Here is a 24,247-nt window from a genome sequence, read left to right on the forward strand (position 1 = left end):
GATATTTGCACACTTATTTTAACAAACTATGGAAAACATATATTTATACATGATTATTGCTTTAGCCATTCTTGCTATTGCAGATCTTGTCGTTGGTGTTAGTAATGATGCTGTAAACTTTTTAAATTCAGCTATAGGTTCTAAAGCCATTTCTTTTAAAACTATAATGATAGTAGCCAGTCTTGGTGTTGCTGTTGGTGCTGTTTTTTCTAGCGGAATGATGGAGGTAGCTAGAAAAGGAATTTTTAACCCTAGCCAATTTATGTTTGATGAAATCATGATCATCTTTATGGCGGTAATGATTACAGATATCTTACTACTAGACTTTTTCAATTCTGTTGGTATGCCTACCTCTACTACTGTTTCTATTGTATTTGAATTACTTGGTGCTGCTGTAGCAGTTGCTTTAATTAAGATTGGACATAATAGTGGTGATTTTGGTGAAGTTATTAGATATATTAATACTTCTAAAGCATCTCAAATCATATTTGGTATTTTGCTCTCGGTAGTAGTAGCTTTTTCGGTCGGCGCATTTGTACAATGGATTTCAAGATTACTTCTTTCTTATAATTTTGAAAAGAAAGCAAACTGGGTTGGTGCTTTGTTTGGTGGTATTGCATTAACTGCAATTACCTACTTCATTTTCATGAAAGGATTAAAAGGTACTTCATATGCTAAAGAATCTTTTGAGATTTTAGGTGGCGCAACCATGAAAGATTTCCTTGAGAAGCAAGTCTTATCTATTGTTGCTGCTAGTTTAGTATTTTGGTCTATTTTATCTTTCTTATTTATTTCAGCATTAAAAACTAACATTTACAAGCTAATAATTATTGTAGGGACTTTTGCTTTAGCACTTGCATTTGCCGGTAACGATTTAGTTAATTTTATTGGTGTACCTATGGCGGCTTACAATGCATACGATGCTTGGATGGCTTCTGGTGATGTTGCTTCTAGTTTTTCTATGGAAATATTAGCAGAAAAAGTACCTACTAACAATTGGTTATTACTAGCTGCAGGAATGATTATGGTAGTAACTTTGTGGTTTTCTACAAAAGCTAAAAACGTTGTTAAAACATCACTAGATTTATCTAGTCAAAGTAATACTAAAGAGCGCTTTCAGCCTAACTTTTTATCGCGTAGCTTTGTAAGATCTGCAATGCTAATGTCTCAAATGTCATCATATATTTTACCAGAGTCTTGGCAACAAAAAATAGATAAGCAATTTGAAGCACCAAAACTTAATATACCTAAAAACAAAGAGGTAGAATTACCTGCATTTGATTTAGTTCGTGCAGCAGTAAACCTAATGGTAGCTGCGGTATTAATTTCTATAGCAACTTCATATAAACTACCTTTATCTACAACTTACGTAACGTTTATGGTAGCTATGGGTTCATCTTTAGCTGATCGTGCATGGGGCGCAGAAAGTGCAGTATATAGAGTTGCTGGAGTAATTAATGTGATTGGCGGTTGGTTTTTCACAGCTATTAGTGCTTTTTTAGCAGCTGCTTTAGTAGCATATTTACTTAACTTAAATGTTAATGTAATGTTCCCAATTTTACTTTTAACAGCTTTTGCTTTATTAATTAGAAGTTCTATGGCTCATAACAAAAAATTAAAAGTAACTAAAGCAGAAGATAGTTTAACAAAAGCAGAAAGTAGCTCAATACAAGGTGTTATTCACGAAAGCGCTAAAAATATTGCTAATGTAGTAAAACGTGGTAACAGAATTTACACCAATGCTATAAATGGTCTGGCTACACAAGATTTATCGATGCTTAAGAAAAATAAAAAACAAGTCAAAAAACTATCTGATGAAGTTGACGATTTAAGAGACAACATCTTTTATTTTATAAAGAATTTAGATGAGTCTAGTGTAGGAGCAAGTAATTTTTACATACATATTTTAAGCTACTTACAAGATATGACACAGTCTTTAGAATACATTTCTAAAGCCAGTCATAAACACATACACAACAACCATAAAAAACTTAAATTCAATCAAATAAAAGAATTAAAGCAAGTTGACGAAAAACTAGAAGCTTTATTTAATGACACTAGACAAGCTTTTGATTCTGGTTCTTTTGATCAGATTGGAGAAATTTTAAATGAAAAAACGGAGTTATATGCTTTAGTAAAAGAAAAAATATCTGCACAAGTAGAACGTACTCGCACTGAAGAATCTTCTCCTAAAAATACAACCTTATACTTTAGTCTATTATTAGAAACTAAAGATCTATTAAATGCTACGATGAATTTATTAGAAGAATATAATACATCTTTTGATAGTAAAATTCCTCCAGCTAAAGTCTTAGAAAAGGAAGAAGAATAAATACTTCTATTAAAATAATAACTTCTAAAAGCCTCAAAATATTGAGGCTTTTTTAATGTTTAAATTTTGACTTTAACAAAATTTAAACATCTATACCATGTTAGTGAGCGTAAATAAAGTAACTCAAAAATTTAAACTATTTATGAAAAAACTAACATTAGTAGCACTAAGCGCAATATTTTTAACTGCTTGCGTTTCAAAAAAGAAATATTTAGCCTTAGAACAAGAAAAAGGCGAAATTAAAAGTGAACTAACTAAAACTAGAGTAGAAAAAGAAGAACTTGAAAAAAAGTTTGCCATTATAGAAGCTAGAGTTCAAAATTATAACTCTAAAATTAATAACCTTACCGAAGAAGTTGGAGAGCTTACAGAAGAAAACAAAACAAAATTTGATGCAGTTGGTAACAAAGCTGTTATTTCAGAACAATCAAAAATTGGCATGCGTAAAACCTTAAGTAAGGTAGATCCAGAAGTAATGAAGTATGTTACTACTCTTGAAGATTCTATGAACTTAGCTTTATCTTTAAATCTTAAAAAATTTGTTGATGAAAGTGAAATTGATGAAAGCGATGATATTTCAATAAATATTGACGAAACTGTAGTAATGATTTCAATTTCAGATAAAATGCTATTTAATACAGCTAGCTATAGAATTAATAACAAAGCCAATAAAGTATTAAAAAAAGTAGCAGATGTAATTAAGTCAGAGCCAAGCTTAAATGTTATGATTGAAGGTCATACAGACTCAAGAACCATTAATACAGACAAAATACAAGATAATTGGGACTTAAGTGTACTACGTGCAACTTCTGTTGTTAGAGCATTACAAAAAGACTATGGTGTACCGCCAGAGCAATTAATTGCAGCTGGAAGAAGCAGTTACCAACCACTAACAGATAACGACAGTAAAGAAAACCGCGCAAGAAACCGTAGAACACGCATTGTAATATTACCAAATATTGATAAGTTTTTTGCACTAATGGCCTCTAGTGAAACGTTAGAAGCTAACGATATGTAAATTATAAAACTATAATTTGAAAACAAAAAAGAGTAGACATAAGTCTACTCTTTTTTGTTTTATAGTGTTTACAACAAATTACTTCATTTTATTAGCTATTTTTTCTAACTCGCTATACCAATCTTCTCCAAACTTTCTTATTAAAGCGTCTTTTACAAACTTATAAATTGGCACTTGTAGCTCTTTACCTAGTGAGCAAGCGTCATCACAAATATCCCATCGTTCATAGTTTACTGCAGAAAACTCTGTATAATCTTTAACACGTATTGGATATAAATGACAAGATATTGGTTTTTTCCAATCTATTTTGCCTTTATTAAAAGCCTCTTCAATACCACATAGCGCAGTTTTTTTGTCATCAAAAATAACATAGGCACAATCGGCATTGTCAATTAACGGTGTTTCAATTTCGTCCCAGTCGTTTGTTGTAGATGTTCCTTGTGCTTCTATAGCTTCTATACCTTCTTTACGTAAAAAAGGTTTAACCTTCGGGTAGATTTCTTCAAGAATATCTGCCTCTTCTTTAGACAACGGTGCACCAGCATCTCCATCTATACAACATGCACCTTTACAAGCCGATAGATTACACACAAAGTCCTTTTCAATAATATCTTCAGAAACAATAGTTTTTCCTAACTGAAACATTTTGATTTAATATTTTTTGCAAATATAGAGCTATTTGTTTCAAAAAAAAGACCTTAAAAAGAAATCAATATTTCGCTTGAATTTCAATGAATTAAAACTAATTTTGCGCCAAATTTAAACCCTAATACTATGTCGTTAAGTTTTAAAGAAATCTTTACCGTATTTATGGTCCTTTTTGCTGTAATTGATATTGTAGGTAATATTCCTATTATTATAGATTTACGTAAAAAAGCTGGTCATATTCAAAGTGAAAAAGCAGCTATTATTGCTGGTATTATTTTGATTGCATTTTTGTTTTTAGGTAAAAGTATATTAAATCTAATTGGTATTAATGTTAACTCTTTTGCTGTTGCAGGTGCGTTTATTTTGTTTTTTATTGCTTTAGAAATGATTTTAGGCATCACCCTTTATAAAGATGAAGAAACTAATCCAATGACAGCTTCTGTTTTTCCGTTAGCGTTTCCGCTTATTGCTGGACCAGGAAGTTTAACAACATTATTATCGTTACGTGCAGAATATAGTATCCAAAACATAATTGTAGCAGTAGTTTTAAATGTTATAGTTATATACATTGTTTTAAAAACATCAAGACGTATAGAGCGACTTATAGGTCAAAACGGTATACAAATTATTAGAAAAGTTTTTGGTGTAGTATTATTAGCTATTGCTGTAAAATTATTTACCGATAACATTAAAATCTTATTAGCTTAAATATTGTATTTTTGTATAAACTTTTACAAAGCATTTATACATCTTTAAACTAATGAAAATCTTTATACATATTCTTACATTATTAGCTGTAGCATTAATTATTTTTAACGCTACACAATTAAATCTTGACGCTTTATTAGAAGGACAAAGTTTAATTGCTCTAATTACAATTATTGCCTCTTTGTGTGCTATAATGTTACTTCAAATTTTACGTATTTCTAAAAAAATTGAAGCTAAAAGTAAAGGACTTTAAGATGAAAGATACAATTATTATTGGTGGTGGCGCAGCTGGACTTTCTTGTGCATTGGTATTAGGTTCTGGGTTAAAAAAACCTTTTGCAGAAGGAAAAAATGTTGCTATTATTATGCATCAAAAAGCTTCGCATTTACAAACTGCATTATTTAATAACGTATTAGGATTGCAACCTGGCACATTAGGTGATGATATTCTTAAAGATGGAAAAGAGCAATTAGCTAACTTATATCCAGAAGTAGAGCAAATAGAAAAAGAAAAAGTAAAAAAAATTGAAGAAACTAACTTTGGCTTTACTGTAACCACTAATAAACAAAGCTACGACACTAAACGTGTAGTAGTTGCTGTTGGATATACTAATTTATTAGACATTGAAGGTCTTGAAAGTTACATAAAACCTCATCCTAGAGCTGTTATTGAAAAAGATAGAATCTGGTTAGAAAATAAAGATCATTTAGTTAAAAAAAACCTATATGTAGCAGGTACATTAGCTGGTTGGCGTAGTCAATTTGCAATTGCTTCTGGAAGCGGTGCACATGTTGCTACAGATATTTTAACAATTTGGAATAATGGCAAGCACACTAAAGTGCATGATAAGGCGTAGGTGATTTTAGTCTTACAGAAAAGATTACTCTTCAACTTCTACTTTCTGATGTAATTGGATGACCTTATCAATCATATCATCGTGTTTATTAAGTATTTTATGGTAAGCACCAAAACCATATAGCTGTTCTGCTATTGTAGCTTTTAGGTAATGTTTAACTTCTTCTCTATAGGCTACAAAAACAATGTTAGATCTTGTTTTAATTTTCAAATACTCTTCAAAATCTTTAATCATATTATCTTCTACTAAATAATTATCAAAAAAATCTTGTCTTGATATAGAAGAGTAATAATTGCGGTCTTTTTCTATTTCTTCAAAAATGAAATTATTAAAAAAACCTTTTCTTTCTAAAAAGCTAAGTGTTTCGTTTTCCATTTTTCTGTTTAAAGGCACAAAAACATCTGGTATAATTCCGCCACCACCATACACTACTTTTCCTTTTGGTGTTGTATATTTTAATGAGTCTGCTACTTCAATTTTAGATTCGTCAATTAGCTCACCACTTTTCATTCTGTACGAATAATCATCATAGTAATCTGTATTACCATTAGCGTAAGACCTTTGTATAGATCGTCCTGTTGGTGTATAATATTTAGATACTGTTAAGCGTACTGCGCTACCATCTCCTAATTGCATTTCGCGTTGGACTAAACCTTTTCCATAAGATCGTCTTCCTACAATTGTACCTTTATCGTTATCTTGTAAAGCGCCTGCAATAATCTCTGAAGCTGATGCTGAATTTTCGTCTATCATTACAAAAAGTTCACCAGTTTCAAAATCTCCTTTAGATGTTGAGTAGCTTTTTTCTATATCTCCTTTTTTGTTTTTTGTATAAACAATAAGTTTATTATCCTCTAAAAATTCGTCAACAATATTCACAGCTATTTCTAAAAATCCTCCAGGATTTTCTCTTAAGTCTAAAACTAGACTATTTGCACCTTCTTTTTTTAAATGTTTTAATGCTTTTTTAAATTCTTTGTATGTGCTTTCTGCAAAACGATTAATTTTTATGTAACCTAAATCTTCGGTTAACATGTATGCTGCATCTACACTTTTTATTGGTACAACATCTCTTGTTACGTTAAAGGTTAAAAGTTTGGGTTCTCCTTTTCTGTAGACTTTTAACTTGACTTCAGAATAGCGCTTACCTCGTAAAGTTTCTACTAAACTATCATTTGTTTCGCCTAAAAGAGATTTTCCGTTTGCTTCTAGTATACGGTCGCCACCTTTTATTCCTGCTTTAGCACTTGGACCGTTTTCAACAGTTTTTATTACTGTTATTGTGTCTTTAAATGTGTAAAAATTAATACCAATACCCACAAAATTTCCTTTCATGTTTTCGGCAGAACGTTTCATTTTTTCTTTAGGAATATAAACCGAATGTGGATCTAAGTTATCTAATATTCCGTTTACGGTAACGTCTACTATACTATCTGTATTGACATCTTCTACGTATTCGTAATCTATATAATCAATTAGTCTATTTAACTTGTCTTTTTTACTGTTTGATGTAAATAGTTTATCTGATGTGTCTCCAAAGTCTAAATTACCACCAATAAATATGCCTGCTGCTACTGCTAGTCCTATTATAAATGGTATGTAAACTTTAAATTTTGACATTATTCTTCTAATTGTTCTATATGTTCTACTTGTATACCTGCTTTGGTTAAAAATTTTATACCAGAATCATCTTTATATCCTTGATTATATACTACGCGTATTATACCTGCTTGGTGTATTAGCTTGCTACACTCTTTACACGGTGATAGTGTTATATATAATGTTGCTCCTTTACAGGATTGTGTTGATGAGGCTACTTTTAATATTGCATTAGCTTCGGCATGTAAAACATACCATTTGGTGTAACCTTCTTCATCTTCGCAAAAATTTTCAAAGCCTGTTGGTGTTCCGTTATAACCATCAGAGATTATCATTCTATCTTTTACAATAACTGCGCCAACTTGTTTACGTTTACAGTAAGATAATTTCCCCCATTCTTTAGCTATACGCAAATACGCCTTATCGTATTTTAATTGTTTTTTTTTGGACATGTAGTTAGTTTTTGTCAGATGTTTAGGTAGACAAACAAAAAACCTAACCCAAACCTATAACGAAGATATAAGGTTAGTATTTTAATTACAATTTAAAAGGATAAGTTTTATGAAAAATTTAGATAAAATTGGCTCTTTTTAATATTTAATTACTATAAAATCCAATTATCTATTAACATCGGAATTACTAGTCCTATTACTATTGAAGAGACTACCATCATCCAATCTCTTTTAGAAAACCTAAATATTGTTTGAAATATATATCCTAAAAATAGAACAATAAAGACTATTATTATTTGCGCTATTTCTATACCTAAAGCAAACTCTAATAAAGCTATAAATTTATTATCGCCAGAGTCTAAGTTCATTCTAAATTCTCTTCCAAAACCAAAACCGTGTATTAAACCAAAAAACAATGTCGACACAAATAGAATACCAATTTTCTGGCTATTTTTTTGCTTACCAGCAGTAAACACATTGTAAACTGCCATAATTAAAATGGTAATTGGTATTAAAAACTCAATCAAACTTGCTTGTACACGTACATGACCATAAACAGACAAAATTAAAGATAAAGTATGTCCTACTGTAAACATGGTAACCAGTAATAAAACGCGTTTCCAATCTCTAAATAAATAAGGTACAGCTAATACGATTAAAAATAATACATGGTCATATGCATTAATATCTAGCACATGATTCATTCCATATTGTACAGTTTGCCAAAAGTCGTTAAACATTAGGTGTTATTTTTAGGGTTGGGTAAATATACAAAAAGTAAAAAAACGCAAAAGTAATTTCAATATTTACTTATGTCAAAACTTAAAACTTATTTTTGGTTGTATCTTCGCCAAAAAAATTACTCAATTCGCATCTAATACTAATGGTAAAAACAATTTTTAAATTTATAGCACTTACACTTCTATTTTCAATATTAACGTTAACTAGTTGTAAGGAAAATAAAACACCAGTAGAAAAAAATGAGATTACTAATATTGCTACCCTAGAATATAAAATTAACTCTAAATTAGGTGAAGGCGCTATATGGAATTATAAAACTGAAGAATTATACTGGGTAGATATTGAAGGACAAACACTAAATATATATAACCCTAAAACAAAAAATAATAACGTAATTAAAACACCATCAAAAATAGGGACCGTTGTCCCTTATACAAAACAGCAAGCGGTTATAGCTCTTGAAGATGGTATATATCAGGTAAATTTAGACAACGGTAAATTAAATCAAATTTCTAATATTGAAGCTTCGATGACCGAGAACCGTTTTAATGACGGAAAGTGTGACCCACAAGGAAATTTTTGGGTTGGTTCTATGCATTTAAAAGAATCTTCACCTAAAGCAAGCTTATATAAAGTAGCACCTAACGGAACTACAACAAAAATGATTGATAGCGTTACAATCTCTAACGGAATTGTTTGGTCTAAAGATGCAAAAACCATGTATTATATAGACACACCAACCAAAACCATTAAAAGTTATAATTACGACATAAAGACCAGTACAATTTCTAACGAAAAAGTAGCAGTTAATGTCCCAGAATCTTTAGGCTATCCAGACGGAATGACTATTGATCAAAATGATATGTTATGGGTTGCTTTATGGAATGGTAATGCTGTAGCGCAATTTAATCCAAAAACAGGACAGCTAATTTCAAAAATAGAAGTACCTGCACATAATGTAACATCTTGTGCTTTTGGAGGCAAAAACTTGGATGTTTTATATATCACAACGTCTACCAAAGATATGACAAATGAAGAAAGAGAAAAATATCCTCTAGCAGGATCTATTTTTAAATATAAACCAGAAGCTAAAGGCAGACCAGCTTTCTTTTTTAAAGAAGCAATTAGATAAAACAAAAAACAATATTAATTCTTGCTATTATAGTAGGAATTTGTAAATTTAATACTTGGGAAATTCAGAAAAAATGAAGAAAAGCATCACATTAAAAGAGTTATCAAAAATATTAGGTGTTTCAATATCAACAATATCTAAAGCATTAAATGATAGCCCAGAAATTAGTCATGATACCAAAACTAAAGTAAAAGAACTTGCTGCACTTCATAAATATCAACCTAATGTATTAGCCAGAAATTTAAAATCTGGAACTACCAAAACCATAGCTGTAGTTATCCCAAGTGTACAAAACTTCTTTTTTGCACAAGTTCTATATGGTATTGAACAAGAAATTGCAAAAACAGACTACAACTTAGTTGTTAGTCTTACAAATGAATCTTTAGAAAAAGAATCTAATAACTTAAACCATTTCTCAAACGGAATTGTAGACGGTTTTATAGTAACCGCTTCTGAAGAAACTCAAATTAAAAAAGAATATACTCATTTTACATCTGCTCTAGATAATAAAAAAGCTATTGTTATGTTTGACAGAGTAGTTAAAGATATTAATTGTGATAAAGTTTTGGTAGATGATAAAGAAGCAGTTTACAAAGCTACATCACATTTAATAAAATCTGGAAGAAAAAAGATAGCTTTAGTATCAACTATTAGCAACTTAACAGTTGGTAAATCAAGAATAGCAGGTTACAAACAAGCGCTTAATGAAAACGGAATAGAGTTTTTAGAGTCTTATGTAGTATCATCATCCGAAGAAGGTATAAAAAAAGAAACAGATTTATTTTTAAGTAATAATCAAACAGATGCTATAATAGCATTAGATATTCAATCATCATTATCTGGTCTAAAATCTGTTAAAGAAAAAGGATTAGAAATACCTAAAGATGTTGCTATTATTGGCTATTCTAGTGAAAGAACAGCATCTCATCTAACTCCAGAATTATCTACTATAAGCCAAAATGGTATAGAAATAGGAAGAAAAGCCACAAAATTATTGATAGATCGATTAAAATTCCCTGAGAAACCATTTGAAAATATTGTAGTTGCTTCAAAAATCCAAAACAGACAATCCTCATAAAAAAGTCTTCTAAACATCACATTTAGAAGACCTTGTACTCAAGATGGGAATCGAACCCATACTTCCGAAGAAACCGGATTTTGAATCCGGCGCGTCTACCAATTCCGCCACTTGAGCAATTAGGAAGTGCAAAATTAAATATAATTTTAATCTTTTATACTAAAAATAGCTACTAATGTCTTTTAAAGCTGAAAAATTATACTAAATTTGCACCTCAAATAAAAATCTGTAGTCTTAAGTGCTGCTTAACAACACATTACTATGTCTAGTACAACAACAGAAGCCAAAATATTTTCTATAACGCAAAGTAAAGCTTTAGCAGAAAAAATTGCGGCTGCTTACGGTACTAATCTAGGTAAAATAATTACCTCAACGTATAGCGATGGAGAGTTCCAACCTTCTTATGAAGAATCTATAAGAGGAACAAGAATTTTCATAATTGGATCTACAAATCCTAGTTCTGAAAATTTAATGGAAATGTTATTAATGATAGATGCCGCAAAACGTGCATCTGCAAGACACATAACAGCAGTACTACCTTATTTTGGTTGGGCTAGACAAGACAGAAAAGACAAACCAAGAGTACCAATTGCAGCAAAATTAGTTGCAAAAATGTTGGAAACTGCAGGAGCAACTCGCATTATAACAATGGATTTGCATGCAGACCAAATACAAGGGTTCTTTGAAAAACCAGTAGATCACTTATTTGCATCTACTATATTTTTACCTTATTTAAAGGAGTTAAATTTAGACAATTTAACTATAGCTTCTCCAGATATGGGAGGATCAAAACGTGCCTACGCATACTCTAAAGCATTGCAAAGCGATGTAGTAATATGCTATAAGCAACGTGCTAAAGCCAATGTAATTTCTCATATGGAACTTATTGGTGACGTAACTGGTAAAAATGTTGTATTAGTTGATGATATGGTTGATACTGCTGGAACATTAACCAAAGCAGCAGATTTAATGATGGAAAGAGGAGCAAAAAGCGTAAGAGCGATTTGTACTCATCCAATACTATCTGGCACCGCTTATGAGAGATTAGAAAATTCTAGATTAGAAGAGTTAATTGTAACAGATTCTATACCTCTTAAGCAAGAAAGCAAAAAAGTAAAAGTTTTAAGCTGCGCAAATTTATTTGCAGAAGTAATGCATAATGTACATCATAATGCATCAATAAGCTCAAAATTTATAATGTAGAAATAATTAAATAAATATAAATAACAATTATGAAATCAATTACAATCAACGGATCTCAAAGAGAAAGCGTGGGCAAAAAAGCAACAAAAGCCTTACGTAATGCTGGTCAGGTTCCTTGCGTATTATACGGAGGAGACAACCCAGTGCATTTCTCTGCACCAGAATTAGCCTTCTCAAAACTAGTATACACGCCAAATGCGCATACAGTTGTGATTGAGCTGGAAAATGGAGACACTTACAATGCTATTTTACAAGACATTCAGTTTCACCCAGTAACAGATAATATTTTACACATTGACTTCTACCAATTATTTGATAACAAAGAAGTAACAATGGAAATTCCTGTACAATTCACAGGTAACTCTAGAGGTGTAAGAAACGGTGGTGTTTTACGTAAAAACAAACGTAGCTTACGTGTAAAAGCGTTACCAGGTAATTTACCTGATTACATCGAAGCAGATATTACAGATTTAAAGATTGGTAATAAACTTTATATTACTGCTTTAGATAGTGAAGACTTCAAATTTATGCATCCAGACAACACTGTAGTTTGTCAAGTAAGACGTTCTAGAGCATCTATGGCTGTTGCTGATGATGATGAGGATGAAGATGAAGATGTACCAGCAACTGAAACAGACGATGTTGCAGCTGTAAAAGAATAAACTCTTTTTAAACTCATAAATAAAGCATTCTGTTAATTCAGGATGCTTTTTTATTTTTGAAAAAATAAAACTTTATAAGATGTGTGATTTTTTCAAAAAATTATTTAAAAAAAATCCAACTGTATTAGTTAAAGAACAAAACCCTATGAAAAAATTTTTAATTGTTGGCTTAGGAAATATTGGCGAAAAGTACACAAATACAAGACACAATATCGGTTTTAAAATTTTAGACCAATTAGCGTCTAAAGAAGAATTAACTTTTGAAACAGTTAAACTAGGAGATATTACAACTTATAAATTTAAAGGAAGAACATTTATACTTTTAAAGCCCAGCACCTATATGAATCTTAGCGGAAAAGCTGTACAATATTGGCTGACTAAAGAAAAAATACCCTTAGAAAACTTATTAGTTATCACTGACGACTTAAACTTACCATTTGGAACTTTACGTTTAAAAACTAAAGGTAGTGACGGAGGACATAATGGCTTAAAAGATATTCAAGAAAAATTAAACACAACTAAATACAATAGGTTTAGATTTGGCATAAGCGACGCGTTTAGTAAAGGTAGACAAGTAGACTACGTTTTAGGAGAATGGGATGAAGAAGAAAACCAAAAACTACCCGAACGCTTAGACAAAAGTATAGAACTAATTAAATCTTTTGGTACAGCTGGAGTTAATAACACAATGAATACCTTTAACGGTAAATAAAAAAAGGAAGCTAAATTAGCTTCCCTTTTTTTTACTACTATGCTAAAAATCAATCTATAATAAGTTTTTTAGTTTTAGTATTTTCTCCATCTGTTACATTAAGTATATACATACCTGACTCAACATCATTTAATCTAATTTGTTGAATAAAATTATTTGAGTTTTTAAAACTTTGATAAAATACTTTTCTGCCTCTTATATCATAAACATAAATTTCTACATCTTCTTTAAAAACTGTATTTTTCATTTTAATGGTAAATTCTCCATTATTAGGATTAGGATAAACACTAAACTCAGTGTTATTTAAAACATCATTTCCAATTGATAAAGCACTAAACAAGCACAACTCTAAATCAAAAGATAAAATTGTTCCTCCATCTTCAGGACCATAAGTATCATCTACAGATAAGGTCCAATTTCCTGCAGACATTTCTCCGTTTAATAAGGACAAATCACCTTCTGGCATAAATACTCCTGTAAAAGGAGCACTTCCTGTTGTAATAGAAGCTGTCGCATCTTGATCAAAAACTGTATTAGTATAATTATCAGAACTACCTCCATTTCCTGTAGTTAACTCTATAATTGTTCCTGCAGGACTTATCAAAGAAATATCTAAATCACTATTCCAAGTATGATTAATACTTATTGTAACATTAACATCTGCAATAGGTGCATCTTCTAAAATATTAATTACGGAAGTATAATTAGCATCTGCTCCAGTTGAAGCGATTGTAATTGGTAAATCTGTTGCACTATAAACAGTACATTCTACATCACATACATCTCCAATACCATCTCCATCTGCATCTGCTTGGTCTGCGTTAGGAGTATAGATGCAATTATCTGAAGTATTTAAAATACCGTCATTATCAATATCATCGTCACACACGTCTCCTATTCCATCTCCGTCTACATCTGCTTGATCAAAATTTGGAGTATTTACACAATTATCAGATCCATCTGGTATACCATCTCCATCTGTATCATTCTGCGGAGAGCCACAAATCTCGATTGACCAATTTACTAAATCTCCAGTATCAAAACCGTAGCTATCTATAACTTTTAATGTCCAATCTCCAGAAGAAAACTCAGAGTTTAATATAGAAAGCGCTTCGGTAGGTTGATAAACACCAGTAAATGGCGCTGTACCACTTGCAATTGGGTTAGCAGCATCATCATCAAATACCGTGTCTGTATAATTCATACCCGAACCACCATTTTCAAAACTTAAATCTATCTCTGTACCTGCAGGACTAACTAATGAAACCGTTAAGTCTGAAACATAAGAGTGAGTAATATTAATTGTAACATTTACATCTATTATAGAGCTAACATCTGTAACTGTAATTATAGAAGATATTCCTGTTGTATTACTATCTGGTATTGCAATTGGTGTATCATTAGAAGTATATGTATTACACGCTATGTTTGCTGTTTCAAAATTTGAAGTAGCATAAGCGCCACTACCACAATCGTTTACAGCTCTAACTCTCCACCAATACATTGTTTGAGTTGCTAAACTTGTTGATGTGTAATTATTTGCTGTTAATGTTTGGCTAGCTATTATAGAAGTAAAACCAGAATCTGTAGCAATATCTAACTCATAAGAAGTCGCATTTGGGTCTAAATCCCATGTAAACACAGCATTAGATGGCGCTACATCTGTCACGCCTAAAGCAGGTGTTAAAGTGTTAATGGTTGAAAAATTTGTGTCATTTACATTGAATTCTACATTTGCAGAACTAGTAATTGAACCTGATGTACCTGTTAGCGTAAACGGATAATTACCTATTGACAAACCTCCGATACCTGTTACTGTAACTGTTACTGCTGTTCCGTCTGCTGTAGCTGTTGTAGGAGTTATAGTTGCAGTTGTACCTGCAGGTAAACCAGAAGTAGAGAAAGTGGTTGTTCCTGAAAAACCTAAAAAAGTATTGTAAGTAAAATTAAACACTGCGTCATTAGGACTACAAACATCAACAGGAGTATTATTTGCTGTTATAACAAATTCTGATTCTTGTATGTTAAAATTAGTAGAATTAATTGCATAAAAAATATTGTTATTACCTTCTACCATTACTCTTGCTGTAGCAGTATCTCCGCCTGTGACAGGAACTGTAATGTCATGCGAACCATCATTTGGCACATCAGTAGCTAATACATAAGGGTAAGTAAAACCACCATCTGTAGACAGTTTAATATTAACTGTTGGTGTGTTAACTGCACCAGTATTTGTACCAGCTACATCCCATGTAATTGTTTCTGTAGAACCAGCGTCCCAAGTAACTGCAGAAGTTTGAGAAGTGACAGCAAATGGTCCAGAACTACCATCTACTGTTACAGTCATGGTATCAAAATCGCTTTGAGGTGTTTGACCAACTCCGCCAGCATCTGATCTATCTCTTACTGTTAAAGCAAAATTTAACGTTCTACCTATGGTAGATACGGTTTCCCAAGAACTATTATCAAAAGTTTCTACAGGGTTAGTTTCTGTTAATTCACCTGCAATAACTCTTTCAATTATTGGCATATATCTATCTGGATTGGTACTTGGTGGTCTAGATCTCCATACAGGACCTGTATGCGCTGGCCCAAAAGACGTACTAGTTGTAGATCCGCTATCTATTTGTTCCCAAGTATAAGTTAATACATCTCCAGAATCTGCATCATTAGCAGCTCCTTTTAGCACAAAAGCCGTACCATTAGGTATTGTATAATCTAAACCAGCATTAGCTACTGGAGGATTATTTGTAATAACTGTTGTTGTTGCACAATTGTTAGGTGCTGATGCTACATTTGTTAAAATCTGATTAATGCTATGATAATGAAAATAAGCATCACTATGATCTTGCACATCATTTGCACCAGTAATACCAGCATAGCCCATGATAGTTGTTCCACTTCCTGGTTCTGAATTTACACCAGTTCCTTCTGTATTAAAAGCAAAGGTATGATTAGCTCCCATTTGATGACCAATCTCATGAGGCACGTAATCAATATCAAAAAAATCTGACATATAAGCTCCTCCATCATTATCTAAGAAAGAATGAGAAGAAAACCCGCTTCCTTTTTGATTATCTTCACAAACACAGCCAATGCAACCTGCATTACCATTATTACCTCCATAAGCAAATAAATGTCCAATATCATAATTTGCTTCTCCTACGGTACTTGTTAATTCGTTTTGTAATTGACTATTAAAACTACCTGTATAAGGATCTGTTGCTGGATCAGGAAAAATAATTTCTGTTCCTGTAACTAATGTAAATGTTATTGCCATATCCACTTCATAAACCTCATTTACTCTGTTTAATGTAGATACAACTTGCGCTAAAGCATCTTGTTGAGCGTCTCCATTAGCTGCGTTACCATCATCCCAAAATTGGGTATATTCTCCGTTTGTAGAAACTGCAATTCTATAATCTCTTAATAACTGGTCATTTGCATCCATCATTCTAGACTGACCTATGTTTTGATCTCTAATCTTAGTTTCATCAGTTAGACATTCAAACCTCTTAACATCTTCATTTATAGATTTTCTTTTGTAAGCTATATGTTCTACATTAGAAAATCTAGACACTGGTTGTATTAATGTTAATTCTTGATTTGCTCGTGTAATCATAACATTAACACCTAACGGAGTTACGCTAAACCTAACTCTAGTAGTAACATCGTTTACAAGAGAACCTAAATAGGTTTTTATATTAGGATATTGTATCGATAATTCTTTAGATAAAACAGGAGCTTCCACAACTCTAAATTGAAGTATTTTACCAGTTTCATCAGGTATCGACACAATTGTACTGGACTGACCATTAGAACTTGACCTTAATGGAGCGCTTTGTAGTTTTGCTTTAAAAGCTTCAATATCAAGACTAAATAAAGCTGAATGATTAGAATCAAACTTCTTTAAGTTAACATTTTCAATACTATTACTTGATATTTTTTTCCATGAATTTTGCGCTAAACCAGAGAAAAAAGATAAAATGAAAACAGTTAAAAGTAGTTGTTGTTTCATAATTTAAAATTTCAATTGCTTATAAAAATAGTTAATATTTAAAACAAACCCATTAAATTAACTTACTAATAATTAATTTTTAAGTAAATTTGGGCTATAATTTTAAAAATTCTATAAATGAAAAACTCTACTCTAAGTGCTTTATTATTTATTTTATTTGTAAGCTTCTCCTTAAAAGCTCAAAATAATCAAAATAAAAAAGCAACTAACGGTCAGAACTTCCAACTTACAGATCAAACTAAAGAATCTATAAACCAAACTGGATTTGCAAGATGTTTGACAGACGAAAACGAACAGGCTTTACAGCAACAATATCGCAACAGAGCTGACAGAACTGATTTTGAAAATTGGTTAGCTCCTAAAATTGCTGAAATAAAAGCAAACAGAGCAAGTCAAAGATCTGAATCGCAGCAAGTAATTTATAATATTCCTGTTGTAATACATGTTGTACATACAGGTGAAGCAGTTGGTACAGGACCAAACATTACTGATGCTCAAGCATTATCTCAAATTCAAGTTTTAAATGAAGATTACAGACGTCTTGCTGGTACACCTGGTGGAGCAAACACTACAGGTCTTGCTGTTGATGTTGAAATTAACTTCTGTATTGCTCAAGTAGATCCTAATGGTGCACCTACTACAGGTATTGTTAGACATAACATAACACCTTATAGTAATAGTCAAACACCTGCAGATCCAACTGATTGGGAAACTAGACCTAATGTTGAGTCTATGAAGTCTGTTACACAATGGGACCCTACCAAATATTTAAACATGTGGACAATAAATCCAGGTGGAAATCCTTTAAATGACTTATTTAATCCTGGATTAGGAGGATTATTAGGTTACGCTCAATTCCCTGATAACACACCTAATTTACAAGGTTTAAATCCTACTGGAGGAATGGCTAGTACTGATGGTGTAGTAGCTGGTTATTATGTTATGGGAACCATTGCTGAAGACGATGGCACTTTTATGCTTGATGGTACTTACAACCTAGGAAGAACAATGACTCATGAAGTTGGTCACTGGTTAGGTTTACGTCATATTTGGGGAGATGGAAATTGTAGTGTAGATGACTATTGTGCTGACACACCTAATGCTGCAGCACCTAACTATACTTGTAATCTTTTTAATAACTCTTGTACCGATGATCCTGATTTTGATCAAGTACAAAACTACATGGATTATACTAACGATGCTTGTATGGATACGTTTACTCAAGATCAAAAAGACCGTATACAAGCCATTATGGCAAGTGCACCAAGACGCGCTGAGCTAAACTCTTCAACTGCTTGTTCTATATCACCAACAGTTTATGTAACTACAGCTTTACCTGAAAATGTTACAGAAGGAAGTGATTGTAACTTCCAAGACATAACAATTGACTTAACAATGTCTATAGCAGGTAACGCTTCTGCAACTGCTAGTTTAGTTAACACAGGAACTGCTACAGAAAATGAAGACTTCGAACTTATTAACAACTCTGTAACTTTTGCTTCTGGTTCAACAACTCCAAGTAACTCAGTTACACTAAGAATCTTTAATGATAACTTTGTAGAAGCTGATGAAACAATTTCATTATCTGTAAATGTTTCTACTACAGGAAACGTAACTGCATCTTCAAATGTTTACGAAACAATGATTATTAATGATGATGAAGCAGTAACAACAACAACAACTACAGATATATTCTTTGACGATTTTAACGATGGTGATGTTTCTGATTGGTCATTTATAGACTCTGATGGAGATACTAACAATTGGATTCCTGTTACTTTAACAGATTCTGGTTTAGGTGCGGGAGACATTTCTGTTTTAAGATCTTTTTCTTGGGTAAGTACAACTGGAGCTTTAACACCAGATAACTGGGCAATTACACCAGCTATAGATTTAACTTCTGTTACAGGATCTTTACAATTACAATGGAAAATTGCAGCTGTTGATCCAGACTGGGATGTAGAAAACTATACAGTTTACGTTGCTACTTCTAACACTATAACTGCTTTACAAGCGTCTCCAACAAGTTTTAACGAAAGCACTCTTGATGGAATAAACACGTTAACCACAAGAACATTAGATATATCTAGCTTTATAGGACAAACTATTTATGTAGGATTTAGACATCATAACGTATCAGATCAATTCTCTATAGAGCTTGATGACGTAAGAGTTAGCGCTACTTTTGATACTAGTGTTCAAACAGACGTTAATACATCTACTCCAGATCAATTTAACTTATTAACTTCTGGATTAGTTTACTCTACAGACGTAACAACAGGAGATATTATGACAGATATAGATAATACTTCTGGATTTAATTATGGATGTGCTACTGTTGCTGTATCAAGAGACGTTGCAACTGCAGGAGCAGATGCTGTAGCATATAATGGTGGTACTGATCCTGCTGGTTATGTTACTGCTAAAACATTTGACATTACTACAGCAAATGCTAGTACTTCAGATGCTGCTACAATTAATTTCTACTTTACCCAAGCAGAAATTTCAGCATGGGAAACTGCAACTGGTAATACTATAAATGATTTATTTGTTTTAAATGAAACTACAGGAGAAGTTGTTGCTGTAACAAACTCTACTTTTGGATCAGATTATAAGCTTACTGCAAACCTTAGTATGGGTATTGCTGGTACTTATTACTTTGGTAGTCAATTAGCATTTTTATCAAATAACGATTTTGAATTAGCTAATAGCATCTCTATCTATCCAAACCCAACAGTTTCTGTTCTAAACATTAAAGTAGATAACCAAAATGACATGCCAGATTCTTATAAGGTTTACAATATGTTAGGTCAATTATTAATTGATAATAAAATTAATAATACAAGTGATTTAACAATTGATACAACACCTTTTAGTGACGGAATGTATTTTATAAAAATTTCTAAATCAAATAGAAACTTAACTTTACCATTTATCAAAAAATAAATAGTTTAGGAAATAAATAACTAAAGCCAATTGAGTAAAATCAATTGGCTTTTTTATTTTTGTATATCTAGAAATTAAATAGTGAAAAACAAAAGCTCAAACCATACAGTCTTAACCATTGGCACCTTTGATGGTGTACACATTGGACATCAAAAAATCATCAAACGTTTGGTTGAAATTTCAGAAATTAAAAATCTTACACCTTCACTATTAACCTTCTTCCCACATCCTAGGATGGTTTTACAAAAAGATGCCAATATTAAACTTATCAATACAATTGATGAGAAAAAAGACATTCTTAATCAATTCGGTATTTCTAACCTAGTCATAAAAGAATTCACAAAAGAATTTTCTAGACTAACTGCCGAAGATTTTGTAAAAAACATTCTTGTAGATCATCTTAAAGCAAAACACATCATTATTGGATACGATCATCATTTTGGTAGAAATAGAAATGCTAACATTGAAGATTTAAAACAATTTGGAAATGATTTTGATTTTGAAGTCGAAGAAATTTCTAAACAAGACATCAACGATGTTGCGGTAAGCTCTACAAAAATTAGAGCCGCTTTACAAGAAGGCAACATAAAAACTGCTAATACTTATTTGGGTTACAACTTTATGCTAACTGGTAAAGTTATTGATGGGAAAAAATTAGGTCAAACTATTAATTATCCAACAGCTAATTTACACATAGAAGAAACATATAAACTTATCCCAAAACATGGTGTTTATATCGTAAAGTCAATAATTGATAATATTACAGTCTATGGTATGATGAATATTGGTCACAACCCAACAGTAAATGGCAAACATCAAACTATAGAAACTCATTTTTTTGATTTTAATAAAGACCTTTACGGACAAAATTTAAAAATAGAATTATTACAAAGACTTCGTAATGAACAAAAGTTTAGTTCTGTTGAAGAATTACAAAGTCAGCTTCATATTGATAAAAACAATGCTTTAGAATTTATAAAATCTCATGCTTAACAAATTCTTATTTAAACATATTGACAATAGTTCTCTAATAGTGTTTCGTATCATTTTTGGAGCTCTTTGTTTTTTAGAATCTGTTGGCGCTATTTTTACTGGATGGGTTACACGTACTTTAGTAGAACCTAAGTTTACTTTCAATTTTATTGGTTTTGAATTTTTACAACCTTTACCTGGTAATTGGATGTATGTATATTACACTGTAATGGGTGTTTTTGGCTTATTAATAATGCTTGGCTACAAATATAGATTAAGTATGTTAGCATTTACTTTTATGTGGTCATGTACATACTTAATGCAAAAATCTTCATATAACAACCATTATTATTTATTAATGCTGTTAAGCGCCATAATGGTGTTTTTGCCTGCAAATAGATACGCTTCTTTAGATGCAAAAATAAATCCAAATATCAAGCAAATTAGCATGCCTAGTTGGGTAAAATGGGTGTTTGTTATACAATTATTTATACTATACACTTACGCTTCTATTGCAAAAATATATCCTGATTGGTTAGACCTATCGGTACCTAAACAATTAATGGCTAGTAAGGCTAATTATATGATAATTGGAAATTTACTTCAATATAAATTTATAGCTCAATTAATTGCTTATGGAGGAATACTCTATGATGGATTAGTAATACCTCTACTACTTTATAAACCAACAAGAAAATATATGTTTGTTGCCTCTATTTTCTTTCATTTATTTAACTCTATTGTTTTTCAAGTAGGTATATTTCCTTATTTAGCTTTAGCATTTTCGCTTTTCTTCTTTGAACCTGAAAAAGTCAAAAACATATTTTTAAAAAATAAACCACTTTACACAAAAGCTGAAATTATTGTAAAAGGCTACAAACCTATTTTAGTTAGTATTGGTGTTATATACTTTGTCATTCAAATAGCACTTCCTTTAAGACAACATGTTTTTACAGACAATGTGTTATGGACAGAAGAAGGTCACAGATTATCTTGGCGAATGATGTTAAGATCTAAATCAGGAAGAACTAGTTATAAAATTATAGATAAAGCAACTAATAAGTCAGAGTTTATTGTAATGTCTAACTATCTAACCAAAAAACAAATTAGATCTGCTAGCTGTAAACCAGATGTGATATGGCAATTTGCACAGCATTTAAAGAAAGAATATGCTAAAAAAGGTAAAGACATTATGGTCTTTGTAGAGGCAAAAGTTAGCGTTAATGGTAGACCTTATAGACGTCTTATTGACAAAAATGTAGATTTAGCTGCTGTCCCTTGGTATTGGTACAAACACAGTGATTGGTTATTACCTTCTCAATTAGATAAATAATTTGTTTTTATAAACCCAAAATCTTACTACTTTTACCACTTAATTTTAGCGTTACTTATTTGCGTTAAGGATTGAAGTGGCATCCTTTTTTTGCTGCCACATATGGCAAAAAAAGATATAACTGAAAGCCTGACCTTTAGGTAACGCCCAAATAATAAAAAAACAATGTTACAACTACCTTTTATTAGAGAGAACAAAGAAGCGGTTATAAAACGTTTAGCTGTAAGAAATATTGATGCTAAACCTTTAATTGACCAAGTAATTATTTTAGATGAAGAACGCCGTGCACTACAAACACAATTAGATAATGTATTGGCTGAATCTAACAGTATCTCCAAAGAAATTGGTATGTTGTTTAAATCTGGTAAAGCTGAAGAAGCTAATGCACTTAAAGCTAAAACTGGCGATTTAAAAGAAAGCTCTAAAACTTTATCAGAACAGTTAAACCAAAAGGCAGACGCTTTAAATCAACTGCTTTATCAAATCCCTAACGTACCACACGACAGTGTCCCTTCGGGAAATACCGATGAAGATAACGAAGAGATTTATAAAGAAGGAGATATACCTCAATTACATAGCGAAGCTTTACCACATTGGGAATTAGCTAAAAAATACGATATAATCGATTTTGAGCTTGGTAATAAAATTACTGGAGCAGGTTTTCCTGTATATAAAGGTAAAGGTGCAAGATTACAACGTGCTTTAATTGCTTATTTTTTAGATAAAAATACAGAAGCAGGATACACAGAGTTTCAGTTTCCTCATTTAGTAAACGAAACATCTGGTTTTGGCACAGGTCAATTACCAGATAAAGAAGGACAAATGTATCACGTTACAGGAGACAACTTATACCTTATTCCTACTGCAGAAGTACCAGGTACTAATATTTTTAGAGATGTATTATTAAACGAAAGTGATTTACCAATTGGTATTACAGGTTACACACCTTGTTTTAGACGTGAAGCTGGAAGTTACGGTGCACACGTACGTGGTTTAAACCGCTTACACCAATTTGATAAAGTAGAAATTATTAGAGTTGAACATCCTGATAATTCTTATAATGCTTTAGACAGCATGGTTAATCATATAAAAGAGATTTTAAAAGAGTTAAAATTACCTTATCGTATTTTACGATTATGCGGTGGTGATATTGGGTTTACATCTGCTTTAACTTTTGATTTTGAAGTGTTTTCTACTGCTCAAGACCGTTGGTTAGAAATATCTAGTGTATCTAATTTTGAAACCTATCAAGCTAATCGTTTAAAACTTAGATTTAAAAATAAAGAAGGTAAAAACGAGCTTGCTCATACATTAAATGGTAGCTCATTAGCTTTACCTCGTGTTTTAGCAGGTATATTAGAAAATTACCAAACCGAAAAAGGAATTAAAATACCAGATGTTTTAGTGCCTTATACTGGTTTTGAGTGGATTGACTAAAATCATCGATAAAAGTCAATATTTCCTTACAAAACATCCTTTAAAATCGTTAAAGTGTTAAAAAATGACGTTTTTTAACGATTTTTGAGCTATCCGTTTTGCTAAGATTTTAAAAAACCTTTTATTTGATTGTTTTCTTAATTAAAACCTACCTTTATTATGAAGACTATAGCTAGAATTTTACTATGTATTCTCTTTATTGTAATAATGACTAAAATTTTTAATACAGATTTTAGCATCTCTTCAGAGTCTAAACATAGGATTGTTTTAGCCAAAAACTAAAAATTTATTACAAGATATACCCCAATCTTAGTAATTGAATCTTATAGTGAATATATGATTAATAGCACTTTTATTAGATTGGCAAATGCCTGATTAAATTCAGGCATTTTTTTTGCA

The 24,247-nt window shown here is 31.5% G+C and carries 19 protein-coding genes and 1 tRNA gene; 14 read left to right on the forward strand and 6 right to left on the reverse strand.

Features of this window, described 5'->3' with window-relative positions; all coding sequences use genetic code 11:
• Nucleotides 1-28: 28 nt before the first annotated feature.
• Together FHS04_RS08865 and FHS04_RS08870 are read left to right on the forward strand one after the other, a co-directional pair.
• Nucleotides 29-2,332 carry an inorganic phosphate transporter gene (locus FHS04_RS08865; RefSeq protein ID WP_106677325.1) on the forward strand — a complete coding sequence of 768 codons (2,304 nt, stop codon included), beginning with the start codon at nucleotides 29-31 and terminating at the stop codon, nucleotides 2,330-2,332.
• A gap of 142 nt (nucleotides 2,333-2,474) precedes the next feature.
• The gene (locus tag FHS04_RS08870) at nucleotides 2,475-3,350 is read left to right on the forward strand and encodes an OmpA family protein (RefSeq protein WP_106677509.1); all 876 of its coding nucleotides are present in this window, start codon (nucleotides 2,475-2,477) and stop codon (nucleotides 3,348-3,350) included.
• A gap of 78 nt (nucleotides 3,351-3,428) precedes the next feature.
• On the opposite strand, the gene FHS04_RS08875 is transcribed toward FHS04_RS08870, so the two are convergent.
• Nucleotides 3,429-3,995, reverse strand: coding sequence for a DUF3109 family protein (locus FHS04_RS08875; RefSeq protein ID WP_106677323.1), 567 nt, complete (start codon nucleotides 3,993-3,995; stop codon nucleotides 3,429-3,431).
• 129 nt (nucleotides 3,996-4,124) lie between these two features.
• Here FHS04_RS08875 and FHS04_RS08880 point away from each other — a divergent pair, with 129 nt between their 5' ends.
• From FHS04_RS08880 to FHS04_RS08890, 3 genes are read left to right on the forward strand one after another with little or no spacing between them, the layout of a single operon-like run.
• Nucleotides 4,125-4,706: a MarC family protein gene (locus FHS04_RS08880; protein ID WP_027879542.1), complete on the forward strand. Its 582-nt coding sequence runs from the start codon at nucleotides 4,125-4,127 to the stop codon at nucleotides 4,704-4,706.
• A gap of 52 nt (nucleotides 4,707-4,758) precedes the next feature.
• A complete protein-coding gene (locus FHS04_RS08885; RefSeq protein ID WP_106677321.1) occupies nucleotides 4,759-4,959 on the forward strand; it encodes a hypothetical protein in 201 nt (66 codons plus the stop codon).
• 1 nt (nucleotide 4,960) lies between these two features.
• Entirely contained in the window at nucleotides 4,961-5,563 is a 603-nt protein-coding gene (locus FHS04_RS08890; RefSeq protein WP_106677319.1) for an FAD-dependent oxidoreductase, read from the forward strand.
• Nucleotides 5,564-5,587: 24 nt separating this feature from the next.
• Here FHS04_RS08890 and FHS04_RS08895 read toward each other — a convergent pair whose 3' ends face one another.
• The 3 genes from FHS04_RS08895 to FHS04_RS08905 form a co-directional block, all read right to left on the reverse strand.
• Nucleotides 5,588-7,183 carry a S41 family peptidase gene (locus tag FHS04_RS08895; protein WP_106677317.1) on the reverse strand — a complete coding sequence of 532 codons (1,596 nt, stop codon included), beginning with the start codon at nucleotides 7,181-7,183 and terminating at the stop codon, nucleotides 5,588-5,590.
• Nucleotides 7,183-7,614 carry a deoxycytidylate deaminase gene (locus tag FHS04_RS08900; protein WP_027879546.1) on the reverse strand — a complete coding sequence of 144 codons (432 nt, stop codon included), beginning with the start codon at nucleotides 7,612-7,614 and terminating at the stop codon, nucleotides 7,183-7,185. Before FHS04_RS08900 ends, FHS04_RS08895 begins: the two co-directional genes overlap by 1 nt.
• A gap of 152 nt (nucleotides 7,615-7,766) precedes the next feature.
• A complete protein-coding gene (locus FHS04_RS08905) occupies nucleotides 7,767-8,354 on the reverse strand; it encodes a HupE/UreJ family protein (protein ID WP_027879547.1) in 588 nt (195 codons plus the stop codon).
• A gap of 143 nt (nucleotides 8,355-8,497) precedes the next feature.
• Between FHS04_RS08905 and FHS04_RS08910 the strand changes: the two genes are divergently transcribed.
• Entirely contained in the window at nucleotides 8,498-9,487 is a 990-nt protein-coding gene (locus FHS04_RS08910; protein ID WP_106677315.1) for an SMP-30/gluconolactonase/LRE family protein, read from the forward strand.
• A gap of 73 nt (nucleotides 9,488-9,560) precedes the next feature.
• Nucleotides 9,561-10,565: a LacI family DNA-binding transcriptional regulator gene (locus tag FHS04_RS08915; RefSeq protein WP_106677313.1), complete on the forward strand. Its 1,005-nt coding sequence runs from the start codon at nucleotides 9,561-9,563 to the stop codon at nucleotides 10,563-10,565.
• A 35-nt stretch (nucleotides 10,566-10,600) separates the two neighbouring features.
• Here the strand turns inward: FHS04_RS08915 and FHS04_RS08920 are convergent.
• Nucleotides 10,601-10,682 (reverse strand) — tRNA-Leu (locus tag FHS04_RS08920).
• 144 nt (nucleotides 10,683-10,826) lie between these two features.
• On the opposite strand from FHS04_RS08920, the gene FHS04_RS08925 reads away from it, so the two are divergent.
• The 3 genes from FHS04_RS08925 to pth all read left to right on the forward strand — a co-directional run bounded on the left by FHS04_RS08925 (nucleotide 10,827) and on the right by pth (nucleotide 13,142).
• The gene (locus tag FHS04_RS08925) at nucleotides 10,827-11,768 is read left to right on the forward strand and encodes a ribose-phosphate pyrophosphokinase (protein WP_027879550.1); all 942 of its coding nucleotides are present in this window, start codon (nucleotides 10,827-10,829) and stop codon (nucleotides 11,766-11,768) included.
• A 29-nt stretch (nucleotides 11,769-11,797) separates the two neighbouring features.
• On the forward strand, nucleotides 11,798-12,430 hold the full coding sequence (locus tag FHS04_RS08930) for a 50S ribosomal protein L25/general stress protein Ctc (RefSeq protein WP_106677311.1): 633 nt from the start codon (nucleotides 11,798-11,800) through the stop codon (nucleotides 12,428-12,430).
• 79 nt (nucleotides 12,431-12,509) lie between these two features.
• Entirely contained in the window at nucleotides 12,510-13,142 is a 633-nt protein-coding gene (pth, locus tag FHS04_RS08935) for an aminoacyl-tRNA hydrolase (protein WP_106677310.1), read from the forward strand.
• A gap of 49 nt (nucleotides 13,143-13,191) precedes the next feature.
• Here the strand turns inward: pth and FHS04_RS08940 are convergent, their stop codons facing one another.
• The gene (locus FHS04_RS08940) at nucleotides 13,192-17,160 is read right to left on the reverse strand and encodes a reprolysin-like metallopeptidase (protein ID WP_106677309.1); all 3,969 of its coding nucleotides are present in this window, start codon (nucleotides 17,158-17,160) and stop codon (nucleotides 13,192-13,194) included.
• A 117-nt stretch (nucleotides 17,161-17,277) separates the two neighbouring features.
• On the opposite strand from FHS04_RS08940, the gene FHS04_RS08945 reads away from it, so the two are divergent.
• From FHS04_RS08945 to serS, 4 genes are all read left to right on the forward strand, one after another.
• Complete coding sequence (locus FHS04_RS08945) at nucleotides 17,278-20,106, forward strand: M43 family zinc metalloprotease (protein ID WP_106677308.1); 2,829 nt, start codon at nucleotides 17,278-17,280, stop codon at nucleotides 20,104-20,106.
• 81 nt (nucleotides 20,107-20,187) lie between these two features.
• Nucleotides 20,188-21,099: a bifunctional riboflavin kinase/FAD synthetase gene (locus tag FHS04_RS08950; protein WP_106677307.1), complete on the forward strand. Its 912-nt coding sequence runs from the start codon at nucleotides 20,188-20,190 to the stop codon at nucleotides 21,097-21,099.
• Complete coding sequence (locus FHS04_RS08955; protein WP_106677306.1) at nucleotides 21,092-22,411, forward strand: HTTM domain-containing protein; 1,320 nt, start codon at nucleotides 21,092-21,094, stop codon at nucleotides 22,409-22,411. The genes FHS04_RS08950 and FHS04_RS08955 overlap by 8 nt, the downstream gene beginning before the upstream one ends.
• Before the next feature lie 165 nt (nucleotides 22,412-22,576).
• Nucleotides 22,577-23,848 (forward strand): serine--tRNA ligase, encoded by a 1,272-nt coding sequence (gene serS / locus FHS04_RS08960; RefSeq protein ID WP_106677305.1) that lies wholly within the window; start codon nucleotides 22,577-22,579, stop codon nucleotides 23,846-23,848.
• Nucleotides 23,849-24,247 lie beyond the last annotated feature (399 nt).

This window comes from Mesoflavibacter zeaxanthinifaciens subsp. sabulilitoris, assembly GCF_014191595.1.
Classification (GTDB): Bacteria; Bacteroidota; Bacteroidia; order Flavobacteriales; family Flavobacteriaceae; genus Mesoflavibacter; species Mesoflavibacter zeaxanthinifaciens.

Bases quoted from the DNA above. Each gene is read 5' to 3' on its own strand.
- FHS04_RS08880 (WP_027879542.1), top strand. From the start codon at position 4,125: ATGTCGTTAAGTTTTAAAGAAATCTTTACCGTATTTATGGTCCTTTTT.
- FHS04_RS08890 (WP_106677319.1), top strand. From the start codon at position 4,961: ATGAAAGATACAATTATTATTGGTGGTGGCGCAGCTGGACTTTCTTGT.
- FHS04_RS08915 (WP_106677313.1), top strand. From the start codon at position 9,561: ATGAAGAAAAGCATCACATTAAAAGAGTTATCAAAAATATTAGGTGTT.
- FHS04_RS08870 (WP_106677509.1), top strand. From the start codon at position 2,475: ATGAAAAAACTAACATTAGTAGCACTAAGCGCAATATTTTTAACTGCT.
- FHS04_RS08930 (WP_106677311.1), top strand. From the start codon at position 11,798: ATGAAATCAATTACAATCAACGGATCTCAAAGAGAAAGCGTGGGCAAA.
- FHS04_RS08945 (WP_106677308.1), top strand. From the start codon at position 17,278: ATGAAAAACTCTACTCTAAGTGCTTTATTATTTATTTTATTTGTAAGC.
- FHS04_RS08900 (WP_027879546.1), bottom strand. From the start codon at position 7,614: ATGTCCAAAAAAAAACAATTAAAATACGATAAGGCGTATTTGCGTATA.
- pth (WP_106677310.1), top strand. From the start codon at position 12,510: ATGTGTGATTTTTTCAAAAAATTATTTAAAAAAAATCCAACTGTATTA.
- serS (WP_106677305.1), top strand. From the start codon at position 22,577: ATGTTACAACTACCTTTTATTAGAGAGAACAAAGAAGCGGTTATAAAA.
- FHS04_RS08940 (WP_106677309.1), bottom strand. From the start codon at position 17,160: ATGAAACAACAACTACTTTTAACTGTTTTCATTTTATCTTTTTTCTCT.
- FHS04_RS08910 (WP_106677315.1), top strand. From the start codon at position 8,498: ATGGTAAAAACAATTTTTAAATTTATAGCACTTACACTTCTATTTTCA.
- FHS04_RS08955 (WP_106677306.1), top strand. From the start codon at position 21,092: ATGCTTAACAAATTCTTATTTAAACATATTGACAATAGTTCTCTAATA.
- FHS04_RS08885 (WP_106677321.1), top strand. From the start codon at position 4,759: ATGAAAATCTTTATACATATTCTTACATTATTAGCTGTAGCATTAATT.
- FHS04_RS08865 (WP_106677325.1), top strand. From the start codon at position 29: ATGGAAAACATATATTTATACATGATTATTGCTTTAGCCATTCTTGCT.
- FHS04_RS08905 (WP_027879547.1), bottom strand. From the start codon at position 8,354: ATGTTTAACGACTTTTGGCAAACTGTACAATATGGAATGAATCATGTG.
- FHS04_RS08895 (WP_106677317.1), bottom strand. From the start codon at position 7,183: ATGTCAAAATTTAAAGTTTACATACCATTTATAATAGGACTAGCAGTA.
- FHS04_RS08875 (WP_106677323.1), bottom strand. From the start codon at position 3,995: ATGTTTCAGTTAGGAAAAACTATTGTTTCTGAAGATATTATTGAAAAG.
- FHS04_RS08925 (WP_027879550.1), top strand. From the start codon at position 10,827: ATGTCTAGTACAACAACAGAAGCCAAAATATTTTCTATAACGCAAAGT.